Below are 25591 nucleotides of genomic sequence, written 5' to 3'. Positions count from 1 at the left end.
TGCTGTGCGGCACTCGGCTGCAACCACCATCCAGCTCAGTGAAAATCGCGGCTGACTGACTGCAAGCGCCCCATCAGGTGGGACATATCGACCAGCCGTTTGGCCACCAAATGGCAGACCATGCCTTCACGCTGCCATACGCCGTAGACGCCGAGCAAGGCCGCGCCGAGCGCTTCGCGGCGCTGCTGTTCGAGCAGCGCGGGCCAGACGATGACATTGATATTGCCCGTCTCGTCTTCCAGCGTCACGAACAGCACGCCCTTGGCCGTGCCGGGCCGCTGGCGCACCGTCACCATGCCGCAGGCGCGCGCCAGCATACCGTTGGTGTACTGGTTCAGTGTACTGGCCGGCAGGAAGCGCTGTGCCAGCAGCCGTTCGCGCAGCAGCGCCAGCGGGTGACGCCCCAGCGTCAGGCCGTGCGAACGATAATCGCCGACAATGTTCTCGCCTTCCGATGGCGCAGCCAGTTGCGGCAGCGCTTCGTCCGGCACCGTGGGGCGCAGAATATCCTTGTCCGGCACGGCACCCACGGCCTGCCATAAGGCTTGCCGCCGGTTTCCGGCCAACCCTGCCAGCGCATTGCCCGCTGCCAGCACCTGCAGATCATGCCGGTCCAGATCCGCCTGCCGCGCCAGTTCGGCCACGCTGGGCCAGTAGCCCACGCCACCCGATGCTCCGGCCTGCCCATATCCGGCTCCCTGCTCCGCCATGCGCGCCCGCGCCGCTGCACGCGACTGCACGATGCGCCGTGCCGGCGCTTCGTGCATGCCTCTCAGCATCAGCAAACCCAGTCGCACGGCAGGCTGCTGGCGTTTGCCATCGGGCTCTTCCAGCGCGCACTCCCAGTCGCTATAGGCCACATCCACAGGGCGCACTACCACGCCGTGACGGCGTGCATCCTGCACCAGCTGCGACGGACTGTAAAAGCCCATGGGCTGGCTATTCAGCAGCGCACACAGGAAAGCGGCCGGTTCGTGGCACTTGAGCCATGAGCTGGCATAGGTCAGCAAGGCAAAGCTGGCCGCGTGCGATTCGGGAAAGCCGTATTCGCCAAAGCCCTGTATCTGGCTGCAGATAGCCGCTGCGAATGATTCATCGTAGCCACGCTCGCGCATGCCATCCATGATGCGCTGCTGATAGCGATCCACGCCCCCCTTGCGTTTCCACGCGGCCATGGCGCGGCGTAGCTGGTCCGCCTCGCCCTGAGAGAAGCCGGCGCCTATGATGGCGATCTGCATCACCTGCTCCTGAAAAATCGGCACACCCAATGTGCGCTTCAATGCTTCATCGAGACCGGGTGGAGAATCTTTCGGCGCCTTCCCTGTGCGCCGCTGCAGATACGGATGCACCATACCGCCCTGTATCGGCCCCGGCCGCACCAGCGCCACTTCGATCACCAGATCGTAGAACACCCGTGGCCGCAAGCGCGGCAGCATGCTCATCTGCGCACGCGATTCGATCTGGAACACGCCCACCGTATCGGCCAGACACATCATGTCGTAGGTGGCGCTATCCTCGGCCGGAATATCCTGCATGCGGAAACGCTGGCCGCGCTGCTGGCTGACCAGATCAAGCGCACGGCGCAAAGCCGTCAGCATGCCCAAGGCCAGCACATCGACCTTCATCAGCCCCAGCTCTTCCAGATCATCCTTGTCCCACTGGATCACGCTGCGCCCTTCCATCGTGGCTTTTTCGATAGGCACGAGGCGCGACAGCTTGCCCTGCGCGATGACGAAACCACCCGGATGCTGCGACAGGTGACGGGGAAAACCCAGCAAGGTAGTGGCCAGCGTGGCCCATTGCTGCGCCAGCATGGAATCAGGCGCCAGCCCTACTTCGGCCAGCCGCCCCAGCAGATCAGCCTTGCCATCGAACCAGTGATGTGCCTTGGCCACTTGTTCGACGATGGCCAGATCGACACCAAGCGCCTTGCCGCTGTCGCGCAGCGCACTGCGCGGTCGATAGCTGATCACCACAGCAGCCAGCGCAGCGCGCTCGCGGCCGTATTTATCGTAGATGTACTGGATTACTTCTTCGCGCCGCTGGTGCTCGAAATCCACGTCGATATCGGGCGGCTCATTACGTTCGCGTGACATGAAACGCCCGACCAGCAGATTGCCCCGATCGGGATCGACTTCCGTCACGCCCAGGCAATAGCACACGGCCGAATTGGCCGCCGAACCGCGCCCCTGACACAGAATGTTCTGAGCACGGGCAAAGCGCACGATATCGTACACAGTGAGAAAATACGGCTCGTACTTCAGATCAGCGATTAGCTCGAGTTCTATCTCGATCTGCTCGAGCACCTTGGCCGGCACACCCTGCGGGTAGCGCCCGCGCGCACCGCGCTCCACTTCCTGCCGCAGATAGCTGGCCGAGGTATGCCCGTGCGGCACCACTTCATGCGGATACTCGTAGCGCAGTTCATCCAGACTAAATGTGCACAGCGACAGGATGCGCAAGGTTTCCTGCAAAGCGGGCAAGGGATACAGATTGGCCAGCCGCAAGCGGGGCCGCATATGCTGCTCGGCATTCTGCGCCAGCGCGTAGCCGCATTCGGCCACGGCTTTCCCCATGCGCACGGCGCACAGCGTATCGAGCAGCGGCTTGCGCGAACGTACATGCATGCACACATGCCCCAGCGCCACCACATCCATGCCATGCTGGAGCGCCACCTCGGCGATACTCTCGCGGTGCGCATCGTCGAGCGCACGCTGCAGCAGATTGAGCCCCATCCACGCACGGCCCGGAAAGGTGCGCTCCATCCATGCCGCCTGCGCGTGCAAGGTATCCACATCTTCCGGCTGGAACACGGGATACTGCGGCAGCAAAATCAGCAGGCAATCGGGCAGCCCCTGCAGATGGGCATATTGCGCCGGCGGTGCAGCCAGATCGGCCGGCGTGAGCAGATAACTACCTTTGGCCACGCGGTTGCGCGCTATGGTAATCAGCTCGCACAGATTGCCGTAGCCATTGCGGTTCTGCGCCAGCGCGATCAGCGATAGCGCCACCCGCCCATCCGGCTCGCGCAAGTGGAAATGACTGCCTATGACCAGCGGCAAACCATGCTGCCTGGCCTGTGCGTGAGCGCGCACTACGCCCGCCAGCGAGCATTCATCGGTAATCGCCAGCCCGGCATAATCAAGCTGCACGGCGCGCGCCACCAGCTCCTCGGCGTCGGAAGCGCCTTGCAGAAAGGAGAAATTGGTCAGGCAGAATAGCTCCGCATAGGCGGGCAAGCTCTGGGCCGACGCTGGTGGCAGGCTGGACATTTTTAATAAATACTGTGTTTATATACAGTATTCTACACCTTCCACCGCCATACTCAAGGCTAGAACTGCCCCCGGCTATTTGCGCTGTGCCAGCATCAGATCTTTGATAGCCTGTATCACTACCTCGGGCGATGCCGTCTGCATCTGATGATCCGAATCCACCACCACGGTTTTCGCCTGCGGATACATGCCGCGCACTGCGGCTATGGTCTGCGGATCACTGTTGACGACACCCAGATCGATCGGTATCGCCGTGGCCCCCTTGGGCTGATTGACCAGCCGTATCATGGGCAGCTGATCGATATTCCCCTGCGCCAGCACCTGCTGGCCGGTCTGGTCGATGGCGCTGATTTCGCGCCGCACGCTATTCGAGAAGAACAGCATGGCCCCCAGACGCGTCAAGGCAGGAAAATCTTCCGGCTTCTTGATCACACCGGGATAAAGAGCATCGACCAGCACGATGCCCGCCACTTCCTGCGGATAACGCTTGGCAAATAGCTGCACATACAGCCCGCCCAGCGAATGCCCCACCAGAATATACGGCGGCTTCAGACCTTCATGCTGCAGGTTGTGGCGCAGTTCCTCGATGATATTCAGGCCATCGCGTGCTGCCGCCGTACTCTCGCTCTTGCCGTAGCCGGGACGGTTGTAGGCAAACACGGAGGCCTGTGGCGCCACGCCTTCGATCACCTTGTCCCATTTGTCGAGCGTGACGCGCGAACCGTTTTCAAACACCACCGTATAGGGTGCAGTGGGATGTTTGATCGTCATATATTCCACCTGACGGCCATCGATCAGCGTGGTGGCCGCCAGCGCCGCCATGGCAGGTGCTGCAGCCAGTACGCTCAGCACAAACAGGATGTTACGCATTATGATATTCCTCCAATATGTCATCGGCCCGCATTCTTGCATTCGCGCGCAGGCGCCGTGGCAAACATGCGATGAAGTGCCCAATCAGAGGATCAGAATGCTGAAAACCAGCGTACAGCAACTATTGTGCTTCGGCATACAGGCCGCAACCGGCAATCCCGCACTGGTCGTACAGGACGACCAGTGCGATGCCGGCCAGCGCCAGCAATTCGCCCGGGACAGCAACCAGCCTGCCTGCGTCTTCATCGACCGCAGCGCCGATGGCGCCATCACGCTGGACTACTACTATCCCCATGCGCGCAGCCCGCTCTGCCTGCACGCCACGCTGGCGGCGGCTAGGCTGCTGCTCTCGGCCGGCCAGCCGGAACTGCAGGTCCGCACAGCCATGCAGGCCCAGCCCCTGACACTGATCCTGCGCGACGATCAGGTCTACGTACGGCTAGCGCCGCAGCCGGTCATCCAGCCGGACATGCCGCCCGACTTGGCGGCGCGCCTGCTCGCCATGCCCGCCATCGCGCTGGCCTCGCCACCCGTGCTTGCTTCCGTCGGCAGCCCCAAACTGCTGCTGCAGGTGGCCGACAGCAGGACGCTGCAAGCGCTTCGCCCCGATCTGGCGGCCATCAGCGCATGGGGCAAGGCCCACGCGGTGAATGGCTGCTATGTCTGGTGCCGGCGCGCCGACGGTGCGCTGGAAGGCCGCAACTTCAATCATCCCGATCCGGCCATGGAAGATCAGGCCACCGGCGTCGCGGCTGGCGCCCTGAGCTGGCATCTGGGCCAGCCGCTGGCCCTGTATCAGGGCGCCGCTCTGGGCCAGCCCTGCCTGATTCGCACAGAGCTCGACGGCGATGCCATACTGGTCGGTGGGCGCGCGGAAGCTGTGCAAGCAGCCTGAAGTAACGATTGCTTACATCTCGCTAACGGCAGAAAACAGCGCCACGCCCTACACTGGCTCCATCTTAGGCACAGGAGCACATCATGCGCCGCGCACTGTTACTCATGCTTTTTCTCTCCGTCCTGCAAGGCGCGCTGGCCTATGCAGCACTGGGCAGCTCGCCCTCGTCGTTCGACCAGAATGGCATCCAGATGGCGGCCCGCAGCATCATGCCGCGCAGCGCCGACAGCATAGCGGTCTACACGGTCAGCCAGAACCGGCTGGCCAGCGGCACCGTGGTACGCGAATATGCCAACCTGCAGGGCGTGGTATTTGCCGTCAGCTGGAACGGCCCCACCCTGCCCGACCTGCAAAGCCTGATGGGCCAGCAGTTCACCATGCTCAGCAACCATGGCACGCCGGACAGCTCGCGCGTCGGCGCGCCGCAGCGCCAGCTGGCCCTGTCGCCGTCGGACATGATGATGGTGGCCAGCAGCCATCAGCGTCACTATGTGGGGCGGGCATGGATACCGGCCGCCCTGCCGCCGGGCTTCAATACCGCCGTGATCGAATAGCGCTGGCCCATTAGTAGCAAACCTTTATCTTCTGTCACGATGCTGTCATAGCACAGCGCTAGAGTCGCTACCTTAAATTTCCCCCAATTTGAGGTAACGATGAAATTCAATGTGGTGTTACTGGCTGCCATGGCAGCTGCTGGTCTGGTTGGCTGCGGTGCGGACTACAAAAACGGCCCGTCGATTCCCGAAGGTACGACGGTAACGCTGGCGCTGCTGGAAACGACCGATTTGCACGCCAACGTGATGAGCTACAACTACTACTCGCTGGCCGAAGACACCAGCCTCGGTATGGAGCGCACGGCCACGCTGGTGGCGGCCGCCCGCGCCGAGACCCCCAACAATGTGCTGCTCGACGATGGCGACGTAATTCAGGGCACCCTGCTGGGCGACCTGCAGGCCGTGACCAAACCTGTCACCTGCGGCGAAACCATGGCCGTGCACAAAGCCATGAACGCCATGAAATACGATGGTGGCGGCTTCGGCAACCACGAATTCAACTATGGCCTGCAGCTGCTGAGCCAGATCACCAATACCGATTTCGGCATCCCCGGCGTCAGCAAGCCGGCCGGCAATTGCGGCGGCCCGAGCTTCCCGCTGGTGCTGAGCAATGTCACGGGCGTGGCCAGCGGCAAGCCTATCGTCCAGCCTTACAGCGTACTGGCACGTACCTTCTCGGCCGTCACGCCTGATGGCAACAAGCTCGACGTCAAAATCAATATCGGCATCATGAGCTTCGTACCGCCGCAAATCCTCGACTGGGATCAGAAGAATCTGGCCGGTAAAGTCGCCGTAACGGGCGTGCAGGAAGCGGCCAAGCAGTATGTGCCCGAGCTGCGCAGCAAAGGCGCCGATCTGGTGGTGGCGCTGTCGCACGGTGGCCTCGACCCGAGCACCTACAGCCCGAAAATGGAAAACGGTAGCTACCACCTGACCAGCACCGGCATCGATGCCCTGCTGATCGGCCACTCGCACCTGATTTTCCCGAAAGGTAAAGAGACCGGCGCACCGGCACTCGACCCGTCGTTCGCCGCCTTCCCGGCCAGCGCCAAGATCGATGCCATCAACGGCTTCGTCAACGGCGTACCGACCGTGATGGCCCAGAGCTGGGGCCGCCGTCTGGGCATCATCAAGATGACGCTGGCCTATCAGGGCGGCAAATGGGTAGTGCAGCCTGCCAAGACCACAGTGGAATCGCGCGGCTTCAAATACACGGACGGCGTCACCAATGCCAAGGTCGATGCCAGCATCGCACCGCTGGTGGCCAGCGAACATGCCGCCACCATCGCCTACGCCAAGCAGCCGCTGGGTGTGGCGACCGATTTCGAAATGTCGGCCTACTTCGCACTGGTGGGCGATGTCAGCGCCATCCAGCTGGTCAATCAGGCCCAGCTCGATTACGTCAAAAAATTCATCGCCAGCAGCACCGATGCCACCATCGCCAGCTACAAGAATATCCCCGTGATTTCGTGCAGCGCGCCGTTCAAGGCAGGCCGCAACGGTCCTTCCGACTTCACCGACGTTGCGCCGGGCGCCAGCCCGGCCGCACCGGTCGGCCTGCAAGTGCGCAACCCGGGCGACCTTTACCTGTACAGCAATAACAATCTGCAGGCCGTGAAGATCAAGGGTTCCGACCTCAAGGCATGGCTGGAAACGGCGGCCAAGCAGTTCGCCCAGATCAATCCGGCCCTGAGCACCGAGCAGGATCTGGTACCGAGCTACGGCACCATCTACAACTACGACGTTTTCTACGCCGAGAACAATGCCCTGACCTATCAGATCGACGTCACCAAGCCAGCCGGCAGCCGTATCGTCAACCTGAGCTATCTGGGCAAGGCCGTGGCCGACGGCGATGACTTCATCGTCGCCACCAATGACTACCGTGCGGGCGGCGGCGGTTCGGTACCGGGCATCGATGGCAGCAAGACCATCATCAAGTCGCCCGATGCCAACCAGACCGTGGTCAGCAACTACCTGACGGCACTGGGTAGCGGCGGCAATGGCAAGGTCACGCTGGCCAGCAACGGCAGCGCACGCAGCTGGAGCTTCGTCAAGGTGGCCACGGCCGGTCCCGTCATCCTGCGTTCGGCACCGGGCCATCTGGCGCTGGCCAGGAGCAGCGGCATCAGCAGCATCACCGCAGAAGGTGGGCTCGATGCCAGCGGCTATGCCAAATACAGCGTCGATCTGAGTAAATAAAACCTGCCCCGAGTCCGACCATGTCCCTGACCAAAACCGCCTTCGCACTCGTTTGTTCCATGGCGATTGCCGCCATGCTGCCAGCCTGCCAGATCCAGCAGGAGAAGCCCACTTCGGCACAGATCGAAGCTGTCAGCATGCGGGCGGCGCAGCAGGCCGACGCCGCTGCCGAGCGCAAGCTCATGACATGGTCGGAGCAGCGCCTGCCCGTCGCCCAGCGCGAACTGGCTTTGCTGTATCAGGATCGCGCCAGCCAGCGCCAGCAGGCCGCCTCGCTGTTCGAGCAGGCTGCGCTGGCCGGCGACACGGAAGCCGCGTTCCGGCTCGGCGAAATGCTGCGCAAAGGCTGGCACAACGGCGCGGATGCCGTGCCTGCGGCACCTGCTGCCGCAGCGCACTGGTACGCCCATGCCGCCGGCCAGCAGCACCCACGGGCAGCACTGATGCTGGGGCTACTCTACAAAAATGGTGAAGGAGTCCAGCGCGATGACCGTCAGGCCGCGCGCTGGCTCGGTGTGGCCAGTGAGCAGGGCAATCCGCACGCCATGTTCCTGCTGTCGTCCATGTATCAGGAAGGCCGTGGCGTATTTGCCGACCATGCCCGTGCCCGCGCATTGCTGGAACAGGCGGCCGAACATGAATACCCGCCCGCCATACAGGAGCTGGCGATGACGGTGCAACTGGGTGATGGTCTGAGCCCGAAAGACGAGCTACGCGCCGGCCACCTGCTCAAGGAAGCCACCGAACATCGTCACAATAACTGGAACCGCTTTTAAATCCGGCCTGATGAGTCCTGCTTTGCGCCGGCTGGCTGCTGCTAGCTAGCCATGATGCACAAGCCGCCACTCAGGGCGATCACCAGCAGGCTGACGGGATCACGGCTGACGTATAGCAGCGGGTCTTCGTTGACGGCACCGCGAAAAGACAGCAGCCACATACGCCCGAGCCAGAATATCAGCAAGGGCAGCACCGCGAACAGAAACGCGGGCCGCTGGTACAGGCGAATCACGTTCGCCGAATTGAAGTAGAGCGCAAAGATCAGCACTGACAGAAAAGCGCTATTCATGCCCATCATACCTATCGGCATACTATCGCCTATGGCATAGCCACGCCCGTGGCTGCGTTCCTGTCCGCGCCCGCGCAGGTTCTGCAATTCGCTATGCCGCTTCAGCAGCGCCAGCGACAGGAACAGGAAGAAGGAAAACGTCAGCAGCCAGAACGACAGCTCTATCCCTGTGCTGGCCGCTCCGCCCAGTATGCGCAGCGTGTACAGTATCGCCAGCATGACGATATCGACCATCAGCAGGCGTTTCAGGTACAGCGAGTAGGCTAGCGTCAGCAGAAAATACACGACGATGACGCCGAAGAAGGCCAGGCCGGCAGTCCCCAGCCAGGCCAGCGTCAGGGCAGCCAGTACCAGTACGGCACTGCCGGCCCGTGCCCGCGCAGGCGATAGCCGGCCTGCGGCTATCGGCCGCAGTCGCTTGACGGGATGCAGACGATCCGCCTCCACATCCTGCGCGTCGTTGAGCAGATAGGCGCCCGAAGCGCACAGGGAAAACGCCACGAAGGCCAGCACCGATTGCCACAAGCTGGGCTGGGTCAGGGCATGACCGGCCAGCATGGGCGCGAACACCAGCAGATTCTTTAGCCACTGGCGCGGCCGCATCGCCTGCAGCAGGGGCAGCGGGCCATTGTGAGCCGACAGAATACTGTTCACGAAGCGCTCCTGCTGTGCACTGCCGGCAGCAGGCGCTCCAGCCAGCGACTCGATAGCGCCAGTGGAATCAGCATGGGATACAGGCCCCAGATGATACGGCCATCCACCCGCACACACAGCGCCGCATACAGTGGCGGCAAGGCCATCAGCAGCAACAGGCTTTTCAGCGGCAGACAGGCCTGCGGTGCCTGCCGCCAGCCCGTCAGTGCCAGCGGCAGCACCACGCAGCCAGCCAGCGCCAGCGAAAGCAGCGAGCGCCAGTCAGCCAGCGCATGCTGCACCATCCACCAGCTGGGCAGCCACCGGTAGCTGGGCAGACCGACGATGAAATACCAGCGCACGGCCAGCATCCACGCCCCTGCAGCGGCCAGCGCCAGCACGGCCAGCGGCAAGGCGCGGCGGCGCGTGAACAGCAGCCATGCGGCCAGCCAGAACAGCAGAACGATGTTCTCTTCGCGGATGGCCGTGCCTATCACCCCCGCCAGCGCGGCCAGCCATGGCAGACCAGACACCACGCCGAGCACAAAGGCGGTACGGGCACAGATGGAGCCGGGGTCCACCAGCAGATAAGGGGCATACCAGAAAGTGGGCACGGCCACCAGCAGCAGCAAGCCGGCCAGTATCACGCGGGGGCGCGCATAGCCCAGCCGCGCCGCCGTCAATGCCGCCAGCCAGGCCGCGCCGCTCATGAGTACCCAGTTGAGCAGCGCGAAGTTCTGCCTCACATCGCCGGGCAGGTAGGCCGCCAGTGCCGGCAGCAATAAGCGGTAAGGGAATGGCGCCGTCAGCGCAGACAGCGGCAGTTCGCCGCGCAGATAGCGCGCCGTTTCAAAGTAGTGCAGCGAGTCCTCCACCGTGCCGCCCCAGCGCCAGTACATGATGACCAGCGCCAGCAAGGCGTAGGCGGCCAGCAAACCGGCCCAGTAAGCCGGCGTGGATGGATGGTGAGCAGTAACAGCAGGGGCATGCGCGCCGGTCTGGCGCACGGAGAAATAATCAGACATGGAGCAATTGGATGACGGAAGTACAGACGTAAGGCCGGGCGATGTTAGCACCCGGCATCACGCAAAAAGTCACCAATTATAACAATGGCAAAATTAATTATTCCTCAATTTGAGAACAAATTGCGGCGGCAGTGGCGGCGTGCTTCAGGCGGCGGCCAGCTGCGCCATTTCGCGTTGCATGTTTTCGATGGCACGTTCGTTGTACTGCTCGGCAAAGTAAGCGTTGCCGAACAGCTGGCCCGCTTCCGCCTTGCGGCACATATGGGCCAGCGCCGCGCAGCGCTCCTGGCGGTACTTCACATCGGGCAGGTGGATGTATTCCTGCCGGATGGCGCGCGTGTAATTGCCATACACCTCGTCGTCCTGCCCCAGTATGGCCAGATCGACGCTGAGCAGCACATCCTTGAGGCGGTGCTCGACATGGGCTTCCTGGAAGTGGTCAGTGGCGCGGATCAGCGCGGCGGCATCTTCGCGTTCCTGCCCCAGATGGCAGTCCAGCCACAGGCGCGCGCTGGCTTCCTCGGCCGTCATGTCGCTGCCGCTGGCGGCCGGACCATATTCGGCATCATGGAACCAGAAAGCCTGCTTGACGATGGCCACATCGGCCGGTTCGGGGCGGGTGTTGGCGGCCCACACGCGGATTTCGCACAGGCCGTGCACCAGGTGATCGAGGTTATGGTAATGGCGCTGCGGCCCGCCATACATGGTGGCGCCGGTCAGGCGCACAAACCAGTCATCGGCATGGGCGATGGCGGTGGCATCGATGGTGTCGTAGTCCCACAGGGTTTCCCACTCGCGCCGCAGCCAGCTCAGCACCCACGCATGGTAGGCCGGTGCCGGCACGAATTTTTTCATGATCCAGTTCCAGCCTATCGGGCCTTCCAGCGCTTTGACGAAGCTGGAACTGACTGAGCCAAGGTCGCGCGGCGGCATCACGAAGATGGTCTTGGCACCCTGCAGCACATCCACATTGGTCTGCTGGATCAGATTTTCGTAATCGAAATCGGCCGTGGTACGGATACCACGGATCAGGCAGTGCACGCCCTGCTTTTTGGCAGCGCGCGCCGTGTAATCGCCCTTGACGATCACCACCTGTACATTGTCCCAGCCCTGCTGGGCGCAGCTCAGGGCAATGATGCTCTTGCGTTCTTCGGCGCTGAAACGGGGCTTTTTAGCCGGATTCTCGGACAGGAAGACCACTACCTCGTCCGCCAGCGAACGGGCTTCGTTGATCACCCACATATGCCCGTTGGTGATGGGATCGAAGGTGCCCGAAAAGCCGATTTTTTCCATGAACCGCTCCAACGCCTGATAAAACTGGCATTTTAGACTGGAGTGGCCTACACGGTGTCAGGAAAATCGACCTTGATCTTCAGCCCGCCCAGCCGCTCGGAGCTATCGAGGCTCAGGATGGCCTGATGGCGCTCGGCGATGGAACGGATAATCGCCAGCCCCAGACCGCTGCCGCCAGCCGGACTGCCCGGCACACGGTAGAAGCGGCTGAATACCCGCTCGCGCTCTTCCGGCGCTATGCCGGGGCCGGAATCTTCCACGCTAAGCAGTATGCGGCCCGGCTTGCCGGCCACACCGGCCGTGCGGCGCAGGTCGATATCCACCGTACCACCGGACGGCGTGTATTTGATGGCGTTATCGACCAGATTGCGCAGCAGAATAATCAGCGCATCGCTCTGCCCCGCCACCGTCACCTCGTCCGCATGGTGCACGCCCAGATCGATCTGGCGCGCCTGCGCCAGCCCCGTCATATCACCCAGCGTACGGCGCACCAGCTCCGTCAGGTTGACGGGTTCCAGCGTCACTTCCTGCTGGGCGCCTTCCTGCCGCGCCAGTATCAGCAACTGCTCGACCAGCCGGGTAGCCCGTTCGATACCGGCCGTCACGCGCGCGACCGCCACACTGCGCGCCGCATCATCCTGCGCCCGCTCCAGACTCAGTACCTGCAGCTTCAGCGCCGCCAGCGGCGTGCGCAATTCATGCGCCGCATCGGCCACGAAGTGCTGCTGCGCCTCGAACGCCGTGCGCACACGGCCGAACAGCAGGTTCAGCTCCTGCACCAGCGGCAGCACTTCATCGGGCAGATCGTTTTCCGACACGGGCGACAGATCATCGGCCTGACGCGCCGCCACCTGCCGCTTGACACGCGACACTGGCGCCAGCGAGCCGCTGACCACCCACCACACCACCAGCATCAGCACCGGCGCCATCACGGCGATCGGCCCCACCGTGCGCAGCGCCAGCGTGCCAGCCATGCGCTTGCGTACCGCCATATCCTGCGCCACCTGCACCGTCTGGTTACTGGTCTGCACGGAGAAAATCCGGTAAGTGGTGTTATTCGCCTTGACGTTGGAGAAGCCCAGCACGGCGCGCTGGGGCAGCGCCGCGCGCGACAGGGAACGGAACACCTGCGCCCCGTCCGGGGTCCAGACCTGCACCACCAGATCATCGTTTTCCGGATCGCCCGCCGTATCGGCGGCCTTGTTGGTCAGCGTGGCACTCGAGCGCAGCGCCATCGCCATCTGCTCCATGTGGTAATCGAAAATCTGGTCGGCGTCATTCAGCGCGCTGCGGTAGGCCACCATGGCCTGCGCAATGGCCGCCATGGTAATTGCCGCCAGCAGGAACCACAGCAGACGCCCGCGCAAGGAGTGCGTTACCACCGGCACCTTGGGCAGCGGCGGCATACGCACTTTCACCTTCATACTCTTCATAGTTTGGGAACCATATAGCCCAGACCGCGCACGTTCTGTATCAGTTCCGCACCGAGTTTCTTGCGCAGGCCGTGGATATACACTTCCACCGCATTGCTGTTGACTTCATCCTTCCAGCTATACAGCTTCTCTTCCAGCTGCTGGCGCGACAGCACGATGCCGGGACGGGCGATCAGCGCTTCCAGCACGGCCCATTCGCGCGCCGACAGGTTGACCGGCTTGCCATCGGCCCGCACTTCGCGCGTCTGCGGATTGACACTCACATTGCCATGCTCGAACACGGGTTCGGCACGGCCGGCCGAGCGGCGCAGCAACGCACGGATGCGCGCCAGCAGTTCGTCCAGATCATAGGGTTTCAGTACATAGTCGTCGGCACCGGCATCGAGGCCGGCAATACGCTGTTCCTTGGCGTCGCGCGCGGTGGCGATCAGCACGGGCGTGAGCTCCTTGCGCGCCCGCATCGAGCGCAGCACTTCCAGACCATCCTTGCGCGGCAGGCCCAGATCGAGCAGCACCAGATCATAGGTCTGGGTCTGCAGCGCCGTATCGGCCATGGCGCCATCCTTGACCCAGTCGACTGCGTAGTGCTCGGCCCTGAGCAGGTCGAGCACTACTTCACCGATCATCGTATCGTCTTCTACCAGCAGAAGTCGCATCTTGTTATTTCCTTTCTGTTTTTGTGTCGCGTTCTGCCGGCCGGACGACGGCCTGCGGAATCCGGCTAATTAACCGAGCCGCACGGGAATGAAGATTCTATCGTCGCCCCGCTGGATCAGCAATGCCACCGATTTGCCGGACTTGTCCACCACTTCGCGCACCTGCTCCACGCTCTGCACTGGGCGGCCGTTCACCGATAGCAGCACATCGCCCGGCTGCACACCGGCCGCCGCCGCAGCGCCGCGCGCATCTTCGATCACCAGACCGGCACTGATGCCGGACTGGCGCTTCCCGATGTTTTCCAGCGGCCGCAGCGACAGACCGAGGCGTACCTTGCCCGTGGCCTGCTCGTCGCGCTCATGATCGGCCAGCTGCGCCTTGTCGTTGGCATTGCCCAGCGTCGCCTTGAGCGACTCCAGTTTACCCTGACGCCAGACTTCCAGCGTCACTTTCTCGCCCGGCGTGGCCATGCTCACCATCACCGGCAGATCGCCCGAGCTGACGATCTTCTGTCCATTCAGGGTGCGGATCACATCGCCGGCCTTCAGGCCGGCCTTGTCGGCAGGGCCGCCTTTTTCCACATTCGAGATCAGCGCGCCTTCCGGCGTGGCCAGATTGAAGGAATCGGCAAAGCCCTGATTCACTTCCTGCACCGTCACACCCAGTCTGGCGTGGGTAACCTTGCCGGTGGTGATGATCTGGTCCTTGATCTTGTTGGCCACGTCGATCGGAATGGCGAACGACAGGCCCTGATAGCCGCCCGTCTGGCTGTAGATCTGCGAATTGATGCCGACCACTTCGCCGCGCGTATTGAACAGCGGGCCGCCCGAGTTGCCGGGATTGACCGCCACGTCGGTCTGGATGAAGGGCACATTCCCGTCCGGCAGCGAGCGGCCTTTGGCACTGACCACGCCGGCCGTCACGGTGTTTTCCAGCCCGAACGGCGAGCCTATGGCCAGCACCCACTGGCCCACTTTCAGATCATTCGATTTCGCCAGCGGCACCACGGGCAGGTTTTTCGCATCAATCTTCAGCACCGCTACATCGCTTTTCGGATCGGAGCCCAGCACCTTGGCGCGGAATTCGCGGCGGTCGGTCAGTTTCACCGTCACTTCGGTGGCATCGCGTACCACGTGGGCATTGGTCAGGATGACGCCATCCTGGCTGACGATGAAGCCCGAGCCCATACCATGGGTAGGCACGCGCTGGCCGCCGCGCTGCTGCGGCATCTGGAAGCGGCGGAAGAATTCGAAGAAGGGATCATCGGCAAACGGATCGCCGCGGCCGGCCTGTTCGTTGTAGGACGTGCGGGTGCTGCCGGTAACGCTGATGTTGACCACTGCGGGACCGTTGTGATCGACGATCACGCTGAAGTCCGGCAAAGTGATGCTCGGTGCTGGCACGGCCACCGCAGCGGCGGCGACCGGCGCGGCCTGTGTCTGTACTGCGGTTGGAGCGGCGGCAACAGCATACCCTTGCTGCACTGCGACAGCGCCACCCACGCCGATCACGCCCAGGACGGCCACTGCCAGGGCTGCACGTTTGAGAGTAGATTGAGACATAGTGAAACTCCTGCAATGAAGGTTGCGATTAAGCTGACAAATAAGGTTGGTCAACACTGCCAATATGCGGCAGCAAACTTAGATGCGTCTTAACTTTTTGCAGGTCGGCCGCAGCGCGGAAGTAGCACTCGCCACGCGCCCGCAGGCCAACGCAGCACTGGCCGCAGCAGTAGAAAAACCGCTCGGCCAGACAGACGTACAACTGGCCGGAAAGCTCAACTCAGCTCCGGCCAGTCGCTTATTTCAGACTACCGCGATGCGGTAGGATAGTTCAGCGCCCGTATCAGGCAGCCTGACGCTGTTCCAGCGCCGTCACGTTAGCACCACCGTCGATGACGATCTTGCGTGGCTTGAGGGCTTCCGGAATTTCGCGTACCAGGTCGATGGTCAGCATGCCGTTGTCGAAAGTGGCACCGGTCACTTTGACGTGGTTGGCCAGCTGGAAGCGCTGCTCGAAATCCCGTGCCGCGATACCGCGGTGCAGATAGGTGCGCGAGGTCGTGTCTTTTTCCTTGCGGCCTACCACCTGCAGCGAATCACGCTCGAAGGTGATGTCGATTTCCGAACGGTTGAAGCCGGCCAGTGCCATCACGATGCGGTACTGATCGTCGCTCACCAGTTCGATGTTGTAAGGGGGATAGCTAGGGGCTGCATCGCCGCGTTGCGCGTCGTTGAGCATTTGGGCCAGACGGTCGAAACCGATAGCCGAACGATACAGTGGGGTCAGGTCGAAGTTACGCATGATAGATATCCTTTTCAAGTTAAGCGATATGGTCTGGTGGCCCCCATCTGGGCGACCACTGACTCCGATATAGGATGGTTTTAGCGCCTTTCAAGGCCTTGAAAAATGCCCCTAGCATCCCCAGCCGGCCACTTTTTTTCACTTTTTTTGAAAAATTTTTCTGCCCGTGGGCATGGACGGCCGCCACCGGCTGATACGCTTTGCAACATTGGCCATGTTTCTCACGTGCTACACTCGGTTTTTACGTTTTTTGACCTGAGAACATGTTCCTGCCTCGCGCCATCCTCGCTACCCTGCTCGCCTGCGCCTACCCTGCCCACGCCGACACTATTTCCGACCAGCCCTATCCAGGCACCATCGTGCTGAAAGTAGACGCCACCAATACGGCCCAGCAGATTTTCCGCGTACGGGAAAGCATTCCGGCCCAGCCCGGCAAACTGACGCTGCTGTATCCGCAGTGGGTAGTGGGTAATCACGGCCCCAGCGGCACGCTGAGCCAGTTCGCCGGCCTGAAGGTCTACGCCAACGGCAAGCAGATAGACTGGGTGCGCGACACCGTCAACGTGTACGCCTTCCATATCAACGTGCCGCAGGGCGCCAGCAGTGTGGACGTGGAGTTCCAGTACCTGTCGCCGACGGAAGCGGCGCAGGGCCGCACCACCATGACCAATGACATCCTCGGCGTGCAGTGGCAATCCGTGACGCTGTATCCGGCCGGCTATGACAGCCGCAAGATCACCATGCAGGCCAACCTGACCGTGCCAAAAGACTGGCAGTACGGCACGGCGCTGGAAACCGCCCAGCGCAGCGGCGACGAGATCGCCTTCAAGCCGCTCGATCTGGAAGCCATGATGGATTCGCCGCTGTTCGCCGGGCGCTACTTCCGCCGCATCGATCTCGATCCGGGCGCGCGCATCCCCGTGCATCTGAACGTAGTGGCCGACTCGGCCGACCAGCTGGAAGCCACGCCGGAGCAGATCGCGCCACACCGCGCCCTGATCCAGCAAGCGTATAAACTGTTTAACTCGCAGCACTACAAGCACTACGATTTCCTGTTCGCCATCAGCGACGAATTCGGCGGCATCGGCCGCGAGCACCACCAGTCCAGCGAAAACGGCGTCAAGCTCGGCTACTTCACCGACTGGTCCAAGCATGAAGCGCGGCGCGAGCTGCTGCCGCATGAATTCACCCACTCGTGGAACGGCAAGTTCCGCCGTCCGGCCGACCAGAACGTACCAAATTTCAATACCCCGCTGCAGAACTCGCTGCTGTGGGTGTACGAAGGCCAGACCCAGTACTGGGGCGCCGTACTGGCGGCCCGCTCCGGCCTGATCAAGGCCGAGCATACGCGCGACCTGATTGCTGCCACTGCGGCCCGCTACGACAACGTCAAAGGCCGCGAATGGCGCGCCGTGCAGGACACCACCAATGACCCTATCGTCAATGGCCGCCGTGCGCAGGGCTGGAACAACTGGCAGCGTGCCGAGGACTATTACTCCGAAGGCGAGCTGATCTGGCTGGATGCCGATACCCTGATCCGCGAACTGTCGGGCGACAAGCGCTCGCTCAACGATTTCGCCCGTCGTTTCTTCGGCGTCGATGACGGCGTCAACGTGGCCAAGCATTACACCTTCGAAGACGTGGTGCGCGAACTGAACGCCATCCAGCCGTATGACTGGGCCACCTTCCTGCGCAGCCGTCTGGACGGCCATGGTCCGCGCGCGCCGCTCGACGGTCTGGCCCGCGCCGGCTGGAAGCTGGTGTACACGGAAAAGCCGACCGACTTCCTGAAAGCACAGGAAGAGCAGAGCAAGTCGGCCAACTTCCAGTACTCGCTGGGCTTCTCGGTAGGCTCGGAAGGCAAACTGGAAGCCTTCCAGTGGGAAGGTCTGGGCTTCAAGGCCGGCCTGTCCGGTGGTAGCACGCTGGTGGCCGTGAATGGCCGCGCCTACAAGCCGGAAGTGCTGCGCGCCGCCATCACGGCGGCCAAGACCAGCAAAGACCCGATCAACCTGCTGGTGAAAAAAGGCAATCTGTATCAGACCTATGCCTTCGACTACCACGAGGGTCTCAAGTATCCGCGTCTGGAACGCATCAGTGGTACGCCGGACCGTCTGGAAGCGATTCTGCAGCCTTTGAAATAGGCCTGACGCTGCGCCACGGCCGTCTCACTGGCGGCGGTGGCGCAACGCGGCGCCAATCTGGTGTATGCTGGCGCCATGAATCAAGACACCGACATCCATCTCAGCGGCCCCTTCGAGGCCATCGACGGCAGCGGCCGTACCCACAAAGTCAAAGCCATCCGCATTTTCGATGAAGGCTATGGCGCGATCGACGTCTATGTCGATTTTGCCGGCCCCATCGGCGGTCTGCACAAAGACGCCGGCCTGATCGCCGCCGTGCAGGCGCAATTGCGCAAGCTCGGCTACAACGGCCCCAGCGTATCGGCGGGCGACAGCGTACTGCAGGAAAACCGCCTGCTGGTGCTGGAAGCGCCTGACGCTTTTAACACTTTTGCGACCAGCAAAGGCTGGAAAGACCTGTCCGAAGAATACGGCGACTGATCGCCTGCCGCCCCACCTGTCTGGCTGCTGCCCGCGTAGCAGCCAGCAGCATTGCCACTCAGGCAAAAAAGCCGTGCAGATACCAGCGCGCCTGCGCCGGATCACCGCCACTAGGCCGTTCGCGGTACAACCAGTAATGGGCGTGATCCGCCCCTTCCGCCATAAAATAATCACGCGTCTGCAAAGACTGCCACCACCCTGCTTCGATGCGTTCGCCCGCCGAAATGATTTTCAGCGGCGAGCCATAGTAAGGCCGGTGCTCGCGCATCAGCAGCGCTATCGGCTGGGCCAGCAGCCATGCCGGGCGCGGCAGGGCCGGCACATCGGGCGGTAGCTGGGCACGGGCATCCGGCGCACGGATTTTCTGCTGCACGCTGACCCACTGGTTGGCATGCTCGGGCCGGTAATCGGCCAGCGGCGCTGCCTGCAGCACGTTCTCCGCACCGAGCCGCGCCGTCAGCACTTCCAGCAACCGCTGCCAGTCCTCCTTGCTGCCCCCCGGTTCGGGAAACAGCGACTCGCTGGGCGGCGCCATGGGCTGCACCTGCGGCGCTTCCAGACACAGGCCGATCACGGGCGCATCGAGTTCCTGCCGCCCCAGCCGCTCCTTCAGTAGCCGCAGCAAGTGGACATCGCGCCACGTCGGTTCCGCCAGCACAACTTCGATCACGGTGGGCGGCCCTGCCTGCCGGCCCCGTTCATGTTCGAGCAGCAGACGCACGCGTTCGACGGCAAACTGGTGCGCCGTCAGCCAGCCCGTCAGCTGCTGCAGCAAACGCTGTACGCCGAACAGCAGGGCCGAGGTCTGCTCCACGCGGTCGAACAGTTCGATGCGGGCGCGGAAGCTGGCCGGTGGCTGCAGCCACTGGTACAGCTCGGGGCGCATGCCGGCGGCATCATCCAGCATATCGAGCAAAGCGCGCCCGCAGCGGCGCTGCAGACCGGGGCGCGGCAACTGGCGCAGCTGCCCCAGCGTCAGACAGCCTATGCCTTCCAGCCATGCCAGATAAGGCCGCGCCGGCGGCAGCACACTCACATGCAGGCCATCAATCCGGCCCAGCAAGCTGGCCATTTTCAAGGCCCGCCCGCCGCCGCTGCGCGCCAGCAGCCACGCCCCGCGCGCCGTCGGTGCGCAGCCCAGCGTGGCGCTGAAGCCCAGTGCGCGCAAGCTGCTGCGCACGCGCCGGCATAAGGCCAGCGGACCGCCGAACAGGCGCAGGCTGGCGCCCACATCAAGCAGCAGCGTCGCCTCTTCCACCAGCGCCAGCTGCGGGGTAAATTGCAGCAGCGCCAGCGCCACCGCCTGCTGCGCTTCCAGTTCCAGTTGCGGCGCGCGTTGCTGGAACTGGGCATGGGGCAGCAGCATCAGCGCGCCGCCGCGCCGCATGCCCGCCTGCACGCCGGCCTGCTGCGCCAGCGCCGACATGGCCACCACACGCTCCTGCTCCAGCACCACCGTGCACTGGTCAGCCGACCAGCGCGGACAGAAGACTTCGAGTGGCAAGCGCGGCAGGTGTAGAGCGATCCAGAGACGCATGGCGTTGAAACAGAGTAGGTGTCAGAGGTAAAAACAGCGGCGCATCACGTTGCGGCCCGCGTCGCTTGACGAAACCGATCTCGATGCCGCCCGGTGCCGTGTGCAGCGCCAGCCTGAGCGGCGCCGGCGAAGCATCCTGCGCCGCCGCCAGCGGCCTGAGCAGACAGAACAGCGTATCGCCGGTCTGCGCGGCCAGATGCAGACGGCGCAGGGTTTCGCCGCGCGCATGGTTCTGCCACAGCAGCAGCGCGCCGCAACAGCCGCTGCGCAGCACCTGTTCGGCCGCCCATAACGCATCGGCGCTGCGCGCGCCGCTGCGTATCCACACCAGTTGCGACGGTTCCAGCCCCAGCGCGGCCAGTGCCAGCGCCTGCGGCGCATGGGGCGGCTGCAGCAGCACGATGGGGCGCCGCCCGAGCGCCTGCAAGGCGGGCCGCAACAGGCGCAACTCGCCCATGCCGTGCTGTTGCAGCAACAGGTCGATCAGCACGCCTTGCGGCCAGCCGCCACCGGGCAGCTGGCTGGACAGGGCAGCAAAGCCCGTATCGATGCAGCGCCCGCTGCTGCGCGCCAGTTGCGACGCCAGCCAGAGCGAAGGATGGACTGTTTCCGGCGCGACAAGTGATGCGGAGCGGCTCATTTCAGGACAATAGCAAAGCGAAAAATACTGTATATGCATACAGTACATTTTCTGCTCGGCTTAGTCAATCCCTATCTGCCCTCTTCCCTTGCCGCCCTGATCAGGCCAGCGTCAGCGGATCGCCCACACGCTATCGGCCGGGCCATGCAGGGCACGCCGTCTGCTGGCCCGCGCCATCCAGATCAGGCCGAGTGCTCCCAGCACGGCAGTGCCATCCACGCCCAGCGCAGCGCTGCTGGTATGGCCCCACAGGCCCAGTGCAGGCCATGCCCAGCCCAGCAGGCTGCTGGCCGGAATCGCCAGCGTTGCCAGCGCCGCCAGCCACAACAGATGTATCGCCGCACGCGCCGCCCCGCGCCAGCAGGACCAGCCCAGCGCCGCCAGCAGCACCAGGTAATACATCCACGGATACCAGCCATGTGGCAGGCTCAGGCATTTGCTGGCAACGATGATCAGCGAGATGGCCAGCACCGTCCCCACACAGATGCCCACCGTGGCCGCTGCCAGCAGCCGGACATCGCGCCGCTGCGCAGGTACCGCCGTCACAGCATCCGCGCCCTGCGGAGCAGTTTTTTTGCGGCGGCTTTCCACCCACAGCAGATTACCGCTGTAGAACAGCCACGCGCCTGCCAGGCCCAGCAGGAAATACAGCCAGCGCACAGGCAGGCCGCCATAGGTACCGAAATGCAGCGCAAAGAAACTGCCGATCAGAGCATAGGCATTGCTCTGGCGCCCGGGCAGGAAATCGGCACTCAGCACTTTGCCCGTGTAGGGATCGAGCGCGACAAACCCGCCGCCAAAGCGCGGCGCATGGGCGGCCGGATCATGGCCCCAGACCCGCACAGCCGCGCGCGCACTGCTCACCTGCAGATATTGCAGCGAACTGGGCTCAAAATCCGGTGACAATGTTCTTACCCGCGCCAGCAACTGCACGGGCGACAGCATCTGCGCCGGATCACGCACCAGCGCCGTCGTACCGGCAGGCCGTGCTGCGGCTGGCCGCGGCGCATGGATCAGCTTATTCTGGATCACATAAAACCCATCGTGGTAGGCAAACACTATGGCCGTCAGCGCCATCACCAGATGAAACGGCAAGCTGGCGATGCCCACCACATTGTGCGCATCGAGCCACATGCGTTTGAGATTTTTCCCTATGCGCAGGGCAAAGAAATCCTTGACCAGCGATGGCAGCAGCACGATCACGCCCGAGATCAGGGCCAGTGCATACAGCAATGCAACCACGCCCATCACCCAGCGATATTCGTCCTTATCGTCCGGCAAGCCCGCGACCCGGTGCAGGCGATCGATAAAGCTCACCAGCCCGGACGGCGCCACCTGCGTCACCTGCACGCTGCCCGTGCTCTCCAGCGTGGCGACGTAGTGACGCGCCGTGCCCGCTTCATGCTCGTCCTCGCCCTCCGGCCGCAGCTGCCACGACAGCCCGCCAGGCAGATGTTCGGCCGCGGCCAGATGCAGGCGGAAATCCTTGCCCGCTGCCGGCTGGGCCTGCAAAGTACGCACGATCAGCTCGGGCGCACGTTCCAGCGCCAGCGCCTGGCCATATACGGCCGACGGTGCGCTAGACCAGCGCGCCAGCGCATCCTTGAAGATGGTCAGCGCACCGGCATAGAACGCAATGAACAGGGCCATGCCGGCCAGAATGCCGGTCCAGGTATGAACGGATTTATAGATGCGGAGATAGTCTGATCGCATGATGCTGCCTGAATTAGAAATGACGGCCGACAATGGGAATGAGGAACACCAGCAGATTTGCTGCGCCCAGCCATAGCCACGCCTGTTTGCCGCTATGGAAGAAAAACACTCCGCCCAGCACGCCTATCCAGACGGGCGCCAGCAGCCACATGGCTAACTGGCTACGGGCCGACTGCGGCAGGCTCGCGGCCAGCCAGACAAACAGCGCGGAACAGCCCAGTGCCAGAGTGAATCCCAGCAGGATGCCGGCCAGCGTTTTGCCTAGCCAGTCGCGCGCAATGGGCGCCGCTTGCGGGCGCGCCATCAGACTGCCCTCCGGCGCAACACCAGCCACGCCCCGCAATAAGGCAGGAGCAGCAATAGCAGCATCAGCACGTGAAGGAAGACGAACAGCGCCGCCGCGAGCTGGAAGCTGTGCAGCAGACCGGCCAGCGCAGCCAGCAACAGAACGCAGGCCAGCGCACGGGCCGGCCGTGCTGCCAGCGGCGTGGCCAGCCAGTGCTGCTTAGGCGAGGCCAGATATAGCAGCACAGTGCCGGCACACTGGGCCAGCAAGCTCAAGAGAAAAGAATAGGACATAGGACACAGGCCAGCAGGGCGAAAGAAAAGCGTGCCGCGCGCAAGCGGCACGCGCGGCACGGCGGATGGAGCGGAACCCGCTTAGAAATCGACCGACAGCGAAGTCTGCACGGTACGTCCCAGCGCCAGCGTGGCGCGCGGTTCGGCAAAGCTGCCCGAGTAGTAAGCGCGGTCGAGCAGATTGTTGATGCTCAGCCGCAGCACGGCACGGTGCTGCGCCAGCCGGGTTTCATAGCGGCCACCCACGTCCAGCTGGCCCCAGCCCGGAATCTGGTAGGTGTTGGCATTGTTCAGATACTGCTTGGAAGTGGCGATCACCCGTGCATTCAGGTGTACGCCTGCCAGCGGCGTATCCCACTCCGTACCCAGATTGGCTTGCCAGCGCGGCACGCCGAACAGTTCATTGCCCTGATTGATGCCGCCCGCCGACTTGGTCAGCTCGCTCTTGGTATAGGACAGCCCGCCCAGCACACTCAGAGATGGCAGAATCTGGCCAAAGGTATTCCACTCCACCCCGCGTACCTTGGACTCGCCACTATCGGAAGCCAGCAGCTTGGGTGCCGTGCCGGTGGTAATCAGCTCCGGCTTGGCGATCTCGAAGTAGTCCGCCGTATGGGTGTAGCGCCCGGCATTCCACTTCACCCCCAGTTCGCGCTGGGCCGTCTTGTAGGGTTTGAAGGTCTGGTCGCTCACATAGCCGTTCGCCATCTTCACGCTGGCGCCCTGGCTCAGGCCCTGCACATAGCTGGCATACAGGGCCAGCCCCTCGCCCCACGGTTTGAACAGCACGCCCAAGGCCGGCGTCAGCGCCGCCTCGTCGTAATTGGCCGTTACCCCACCGGCAGGGTTATAGCTGCGCTGCTGTACCTGCTGCTGGCGCACGCCCGCAGTCAGGCGCAAACGGTCCTGCAGCAGCACGAGGTTATCCACCAGTGCCAGACTGGACAGCGTAGCGCTACTGCCTTTCGGCACGTACAGCGCAGGCATGGCCGGCAGCGGCGGTGCCACGGGCTGGTAGATATTGGTCGCCACCATGCCCGTCACATTCGACAGGCTGCCCGATTCCAGCTCCAGCCGGGTGGCCTGCAGCACCAGATCATGGCTGATGCCGGCGGCCGAAACAAACAGCCGTGCTCCCGCTTCGGCCGCATGGCTATCGTCATAGCCACGCTGGGCCACGCCGCGCACCTGGGCATTGCCATTCGATTGAATATTGTGCACATGGGTGCCATTCACCCAGCCCGAATAATCATGGGTTCGGGCGCCGGCGCTGGCAAACAGCGCGAGCTGGCTGTTCACGGCGTATTCGGCGCGGGCAATGATTGCCCGGCTCGCCAGTTCGCCTGCCGCCGAGCTCAGCATGTTGATGCGGCCATCCGGTGCGGCCGGCAGGTCCGGGCTGGCAAAGCCGAACATGGCGGCCGAGCCGCCGCTGAACTTGTCCTTGCTGTCGTAAACATCGAGCGAGGCAGTCAGCGCCGTGCCACGATAGTCCAGCGCCGTGGAAAAGAAGCGGTGGGTTTTGTCCTGCCCCTTCAGGGCGGCTTCGCCATCGCTATACGCACCATTCACGCGTACGCCGAATTCCCTGGCGCTGCCAAAGCGGCGCCCCACATCGATGCTGGTCGACAGCTGATCTTCCGTCTGATAACCCACGCTAACCCGGGTCAGCGGTGTGTCGGCAGCGCGCTTGGGCACCAGATTGATGGTGCCGCCTACACCGCCGCTAGGCGCCATACCGGCAAACATGGCGCTCGGGCCTTTGAACACTTCCACCCGCTCGGCAAATTCCAGCGAGGCATGGCCCAGCGGCGCCAGCCCGTACATGCCGTTCACGGCCAGATCGGACGAATGCACATCGAAACCGCGCAAACGGAAGTTCTCGTAGGCATGCGAGCCCGAGGTGGTAAAGCGTACCGAGGGGTCGTTGTTGAGCACATCGGCCACCGTTCTGGCGCCCTGATCTTCGATCAGCTGGGCCGTATAGCTGGTGATGTTGAACGGTACATCCATCACGTCCTGATTGCCCAGCAGGCCCAGCCGCGCACCGCGCGCCACCTGCCCGCCTGCATAGGCGGCCGGCAGATCGCCAGCCCGTTCCAGCGTGGCGGAAACCTGCACGGTCGGCAGCGTGGTTTCCGCGGGACTCTTGTCTTTGTCTGTCTGGGTTTGTGCCACGGCCCAATGCGGCAGGGACAGCATCGCTATCGCCAGTGCGATAGGGGTAATTTGCAGCGCCATATTTTCTCCGAAAGATGAAGGCTGGCTGGCGTCTGCTGGCGAGCGAGTGAATTTACTTTATTATTGTAATGAGAATCATTATCATTTGCAACATTCACCCATTACATTTTTACAAG

At 63.1% G+C, this 25591-nt stretch carries 21 protein-coding genes; 6 read left to right on the top strand and 15 right to left on the bottom strand.

Going from position 1 to position 25591, the window contains the following annotated elements; genetic code table 11:
• Positions 1–35: 35 nt before the first annotated feature.
• Both GTP23_RS04470 and GTP23_RS04465 read right to left on the bottom strand, forming a co-directional pair.
• The gene (locus GTP23_RS04470; RefSeq protein ID WP_161034031.1) at positions 36–3272 is read right to left on the bottom strand and encodes an error-prone DNA polymerase; all 3237 of its coding nucleotides are present in this window, start codon (positions 3270–3272) and stop codon (positions 36–38) included.
• A gap of 75 nt (positions 3273–3347) precedes the next feature.
• Positions 3348–4142 carry an alpha/beta fold hydrolase gene (locus tag GTP23_RS04465; protein WP_229255914.1) on the bottom strand — a complete coding sequence of 265 codons (795 nt, stop codon included), beginning with the start codon at positions 4140–4142 and terminating at the stop codon, positions 3348–3350.
• 97 nt (positions 4143–4239) lie between these two features.
• Here GTP23_RS04465 and GTP23_RS04460 point away from each other — a divergent pair, with 97 nt between their 5' ends.
• The 4 genes from GTP23_RS04460 (at position 4240) to GTP23_RS04445 (ending at position 8566) form a co-directional block, all read left to right on the top strand.
• On the top strand, positions 4240–5037 hold the full coding sequence (locus GTP23_RS04460; RefSeq protein WP_161034029.1) for a PhzF family phenazine biosynthesis protein: 798 nt from the start codon (positions 4240–4242) through the stop codon (positions 5035–5037).
• Between the two features lie 104 nt (positions 5038–5141).
• Positions 5142–5591, top strand: coding sequence for a DUF2844 domain-containing protein (locus tag GTP23_RS04455; protein WP_229255913.1), 450 nt, complete (start codon positions 5142–5144; stop codon positions 5589–5591).
• Between the two features lie 99 nt (positions 5592–5690).
• A complete protein-coding gene (locus tag GTP23_RS04450) occupies positions 5691–7790 on the top strand; it encodes a bifunctional 2',3'-cyclic-nucleotide 2'-phosphodiesterase/3'-nucleotidase (protein WP_161034027.1) in 2100 nt (699 codons plus the stop codon).
• Positions 7791–7810: 20 nt separating this feature from the next.
• On the top strand, positions 7811–8566 hold the full coding sequence (locus GTP23_RS04445) for a tetratricopeptide repeat protein (RefSeq protein ID WP_229255912.1): 756 nt from the start codon (positions 7811–7813) through the stop codon (positions 8564–8566).
• A 41-nt stretch (positions 8567–8607) separates the two neighbouring features.
• On the opposite strand, the gene GTP23_RS04440 is transcribed toward GTP23_RS04445, so the two are convergent.
• The 7 genes from GTP23_RS04440 to GTP23_RS04410 form a co-directional block, all read right to left on the bottom strand.
• Complete coding sequence (locus GTP23_RS04440; protein ID WP_161034026.1) at positions 8608–9510, bottom strand: UbiA family prenyltransferase; 903 nt, start codon at positions 9508–9510, stop codon at positions 8608–8610.
• Complete coding sequence (locus GTP23_RS04435; RefSeq protein WP_161034025.1) at positions 9507–10514, bottom strand: hypothetical protein; 1008 nt, start codon at positions 10512–10514, stop codon at positions 9507–9509. The genes GTP23_RS04440 and GTP23_RS04435 overlap by 4 nt, the downstream gene beginning before the upstream one ends.
• Before the next feature lie 144 nt (positions 10515–10658).
• The gene (coaD, locus tag GTP23_RS04430; RefSeq protein ID WP_161034024.1) at positions 10659–11807 is read right to left on the bottom strand and encodes a pantetheine-phosphate adenylyltransferase; all 1149 of its coding nucleotides are present in this window, start codon (positions 11805–11807) and stop codon (positions 10659–10661) included.
• Between the two features lie 47 nt (positions 11808–11854).
• Complete coding sequence (locus tag GTP23_RS04425; RefSeq protein WP_229255911.1) at positions 11855–13240, bottom strand: ATP-binding protein; 1386 nt, start codon at positions 13238–13240, stop codon at positions 11855–11857.
• Positions 13237–13896 (bottom strand): response regulator, encoded by a 660-nt coding sequence (locus GTP23_RS04420; protein WP_161034023.1) that lies wholly within the window; start codon positions 13894–13896, stop codon positions 13237–13239. The genes GTP23_RS04425 and GTP23_RS04420 overlap by 4 nt, the downstream gene beginning before the upstream one ends.
• A 69-nt stretch (positions 13897–13965) precedes the next feature.
• A complete protein-coding gene (locus GTP23_RS04415; RefSeq protein ID WP_161034022.1) occupies positions 13966–15459 on the bottom strand; it encodes a DegQ family serine endoprotease in 1494 nt (497 codons plus the stop codon).
• 283 nt (positions 15460–15742) lie between these two features.
• Positions 15743–16201, bottom strand: coding sequence for an Hsp20 family protein (locus GTP23_RS04410; protein WP_161034021.1), 459 nt, complete (start codon positions 16199–16201; stop codon positions 15743–15745).
• Positions 16202–16464: 263 nt separating this feature from the next.
• On the opposite strand from GTP23_RS04410, the gene GTP23_RS04405 reads away from it, so the two are divergent.
• Both GTP23_RS04405 and GTP23_RS04400 read left to right on the top strand, forming a co-directional pair.
• Complete coding sequence (locus GTP23_RS04405) at positions 16465–18345, top strand: M61 family metallopeptidase (protein ID WP_161034020.1); 1881 nt, start codon at positions 16465–16467, stop codon at positions 18343–18345.
• 75 nt (positions 18346–18420) lie between these two features.
• Complete coding sequence (locus GTP23_RS04400; protein ID WP_161034019.1) at positions 18421–18765, top strand: hypothetical protein; 345 nt, start codon at positions 18421–18423, stop codon at positions 18763–18765.
• Between the two features lie 58 nt (positions 18766–18823).
• On the opposite strand, the gene GTP23_RS04395 is transcribed toward GTP23_RS04400, so the two are convergent.
• The 6 genes from GTP23_RS04395 to GTP23_RS04370 form a co-directional block, all read right to left on the bottom strand.
• A complete protein-coding gene (locus tag GTP23_RS04395) occupies positions 18824–20302 on the bottom strand; it encodes a Y-family DNA polymerase (protein ID WP_161034018.1) in 1479 nt (492 codons plus the stop codon).
• Entirely contained in the window at positions 20232–20942 is a 711-nt protein-coding gene (gene imuA / locus GTP23_RS04390; RefSeq protein ID WP_161034017.1) for a translesion DNA synthesis-associated protein ImuA, read from the bottom strand. Before imuA ends, GTP23_RS04395 begins: the two co-directional genes overlap by 71 nt.
• A gap of 111 nt (positions 20943–21053) precedes the next feature.
• Complete coding sequence (locus GTP23_RS04385) at positions 21054–22655, bottom strand: PepSY-associated TM helix domain-containing protein (protein ID WP_161034016.1); 1602 nt, start codon at positions 22653–22655, stop codon at positions 21054–21056.
• Between the two features lie 13 nt (positions 22656–22668).
• Positions 22669–22959 carry a hypothetical protein gene (locus GTP23_RS04380; protein WP_161034015.1) on the bottom strand — a complete coding sequence of 97 codons (291 nt, stop codon included), beginning with the start codon at positions 22957–22959 and terminating at the stop codon, positions 22669–22671.
• Positions 22959–23234 carry a hypothetical protein gene (locus tag GTP23_RS04375; RefSeq protein ID WP_155433323.1) on the bottom strand — a complete coding sequence of 92 codons (276 nt, stop codon included), beginning with the start codon at positions 23232–23234 and terminating at the stop codon, positions 22959–22961. The genes GTP23_RS04380 and GTP23_RS04375 overlap by 1 nt, the downstream gene beginning before the upstream one ends.
• Before the next feature lie 81 nt (positions 23235–23315).
• Positions 23316–25475: a TonB-dependent receptor gene (locus tag GTP23_RS04370; protein ID WP_161034014.1), complete on the bottom strand. Its 2160-nt coding sequence runs from the start codon at positions 25473–25475 to the stop codon at positions 23316–23318.
• Positions 25476–25591: the final 116 nt, after the last annotated feature.

Origin of the sequence: Duganella fentianensis, assembly GCF_009857835.1 — a bacterium.
GTDB lineage: Bacteria > Pseudomonadota > Gammaproteobacteria > Burkholderiales > Burkholderiaceae_D > Rugamonas > Rugamonas fentianensis.
The sequence above is the reverse complement of the archived record's forward strand: the minus strand, read 5'-3'. Positions and strand labels throughout refer to the sequence as shown.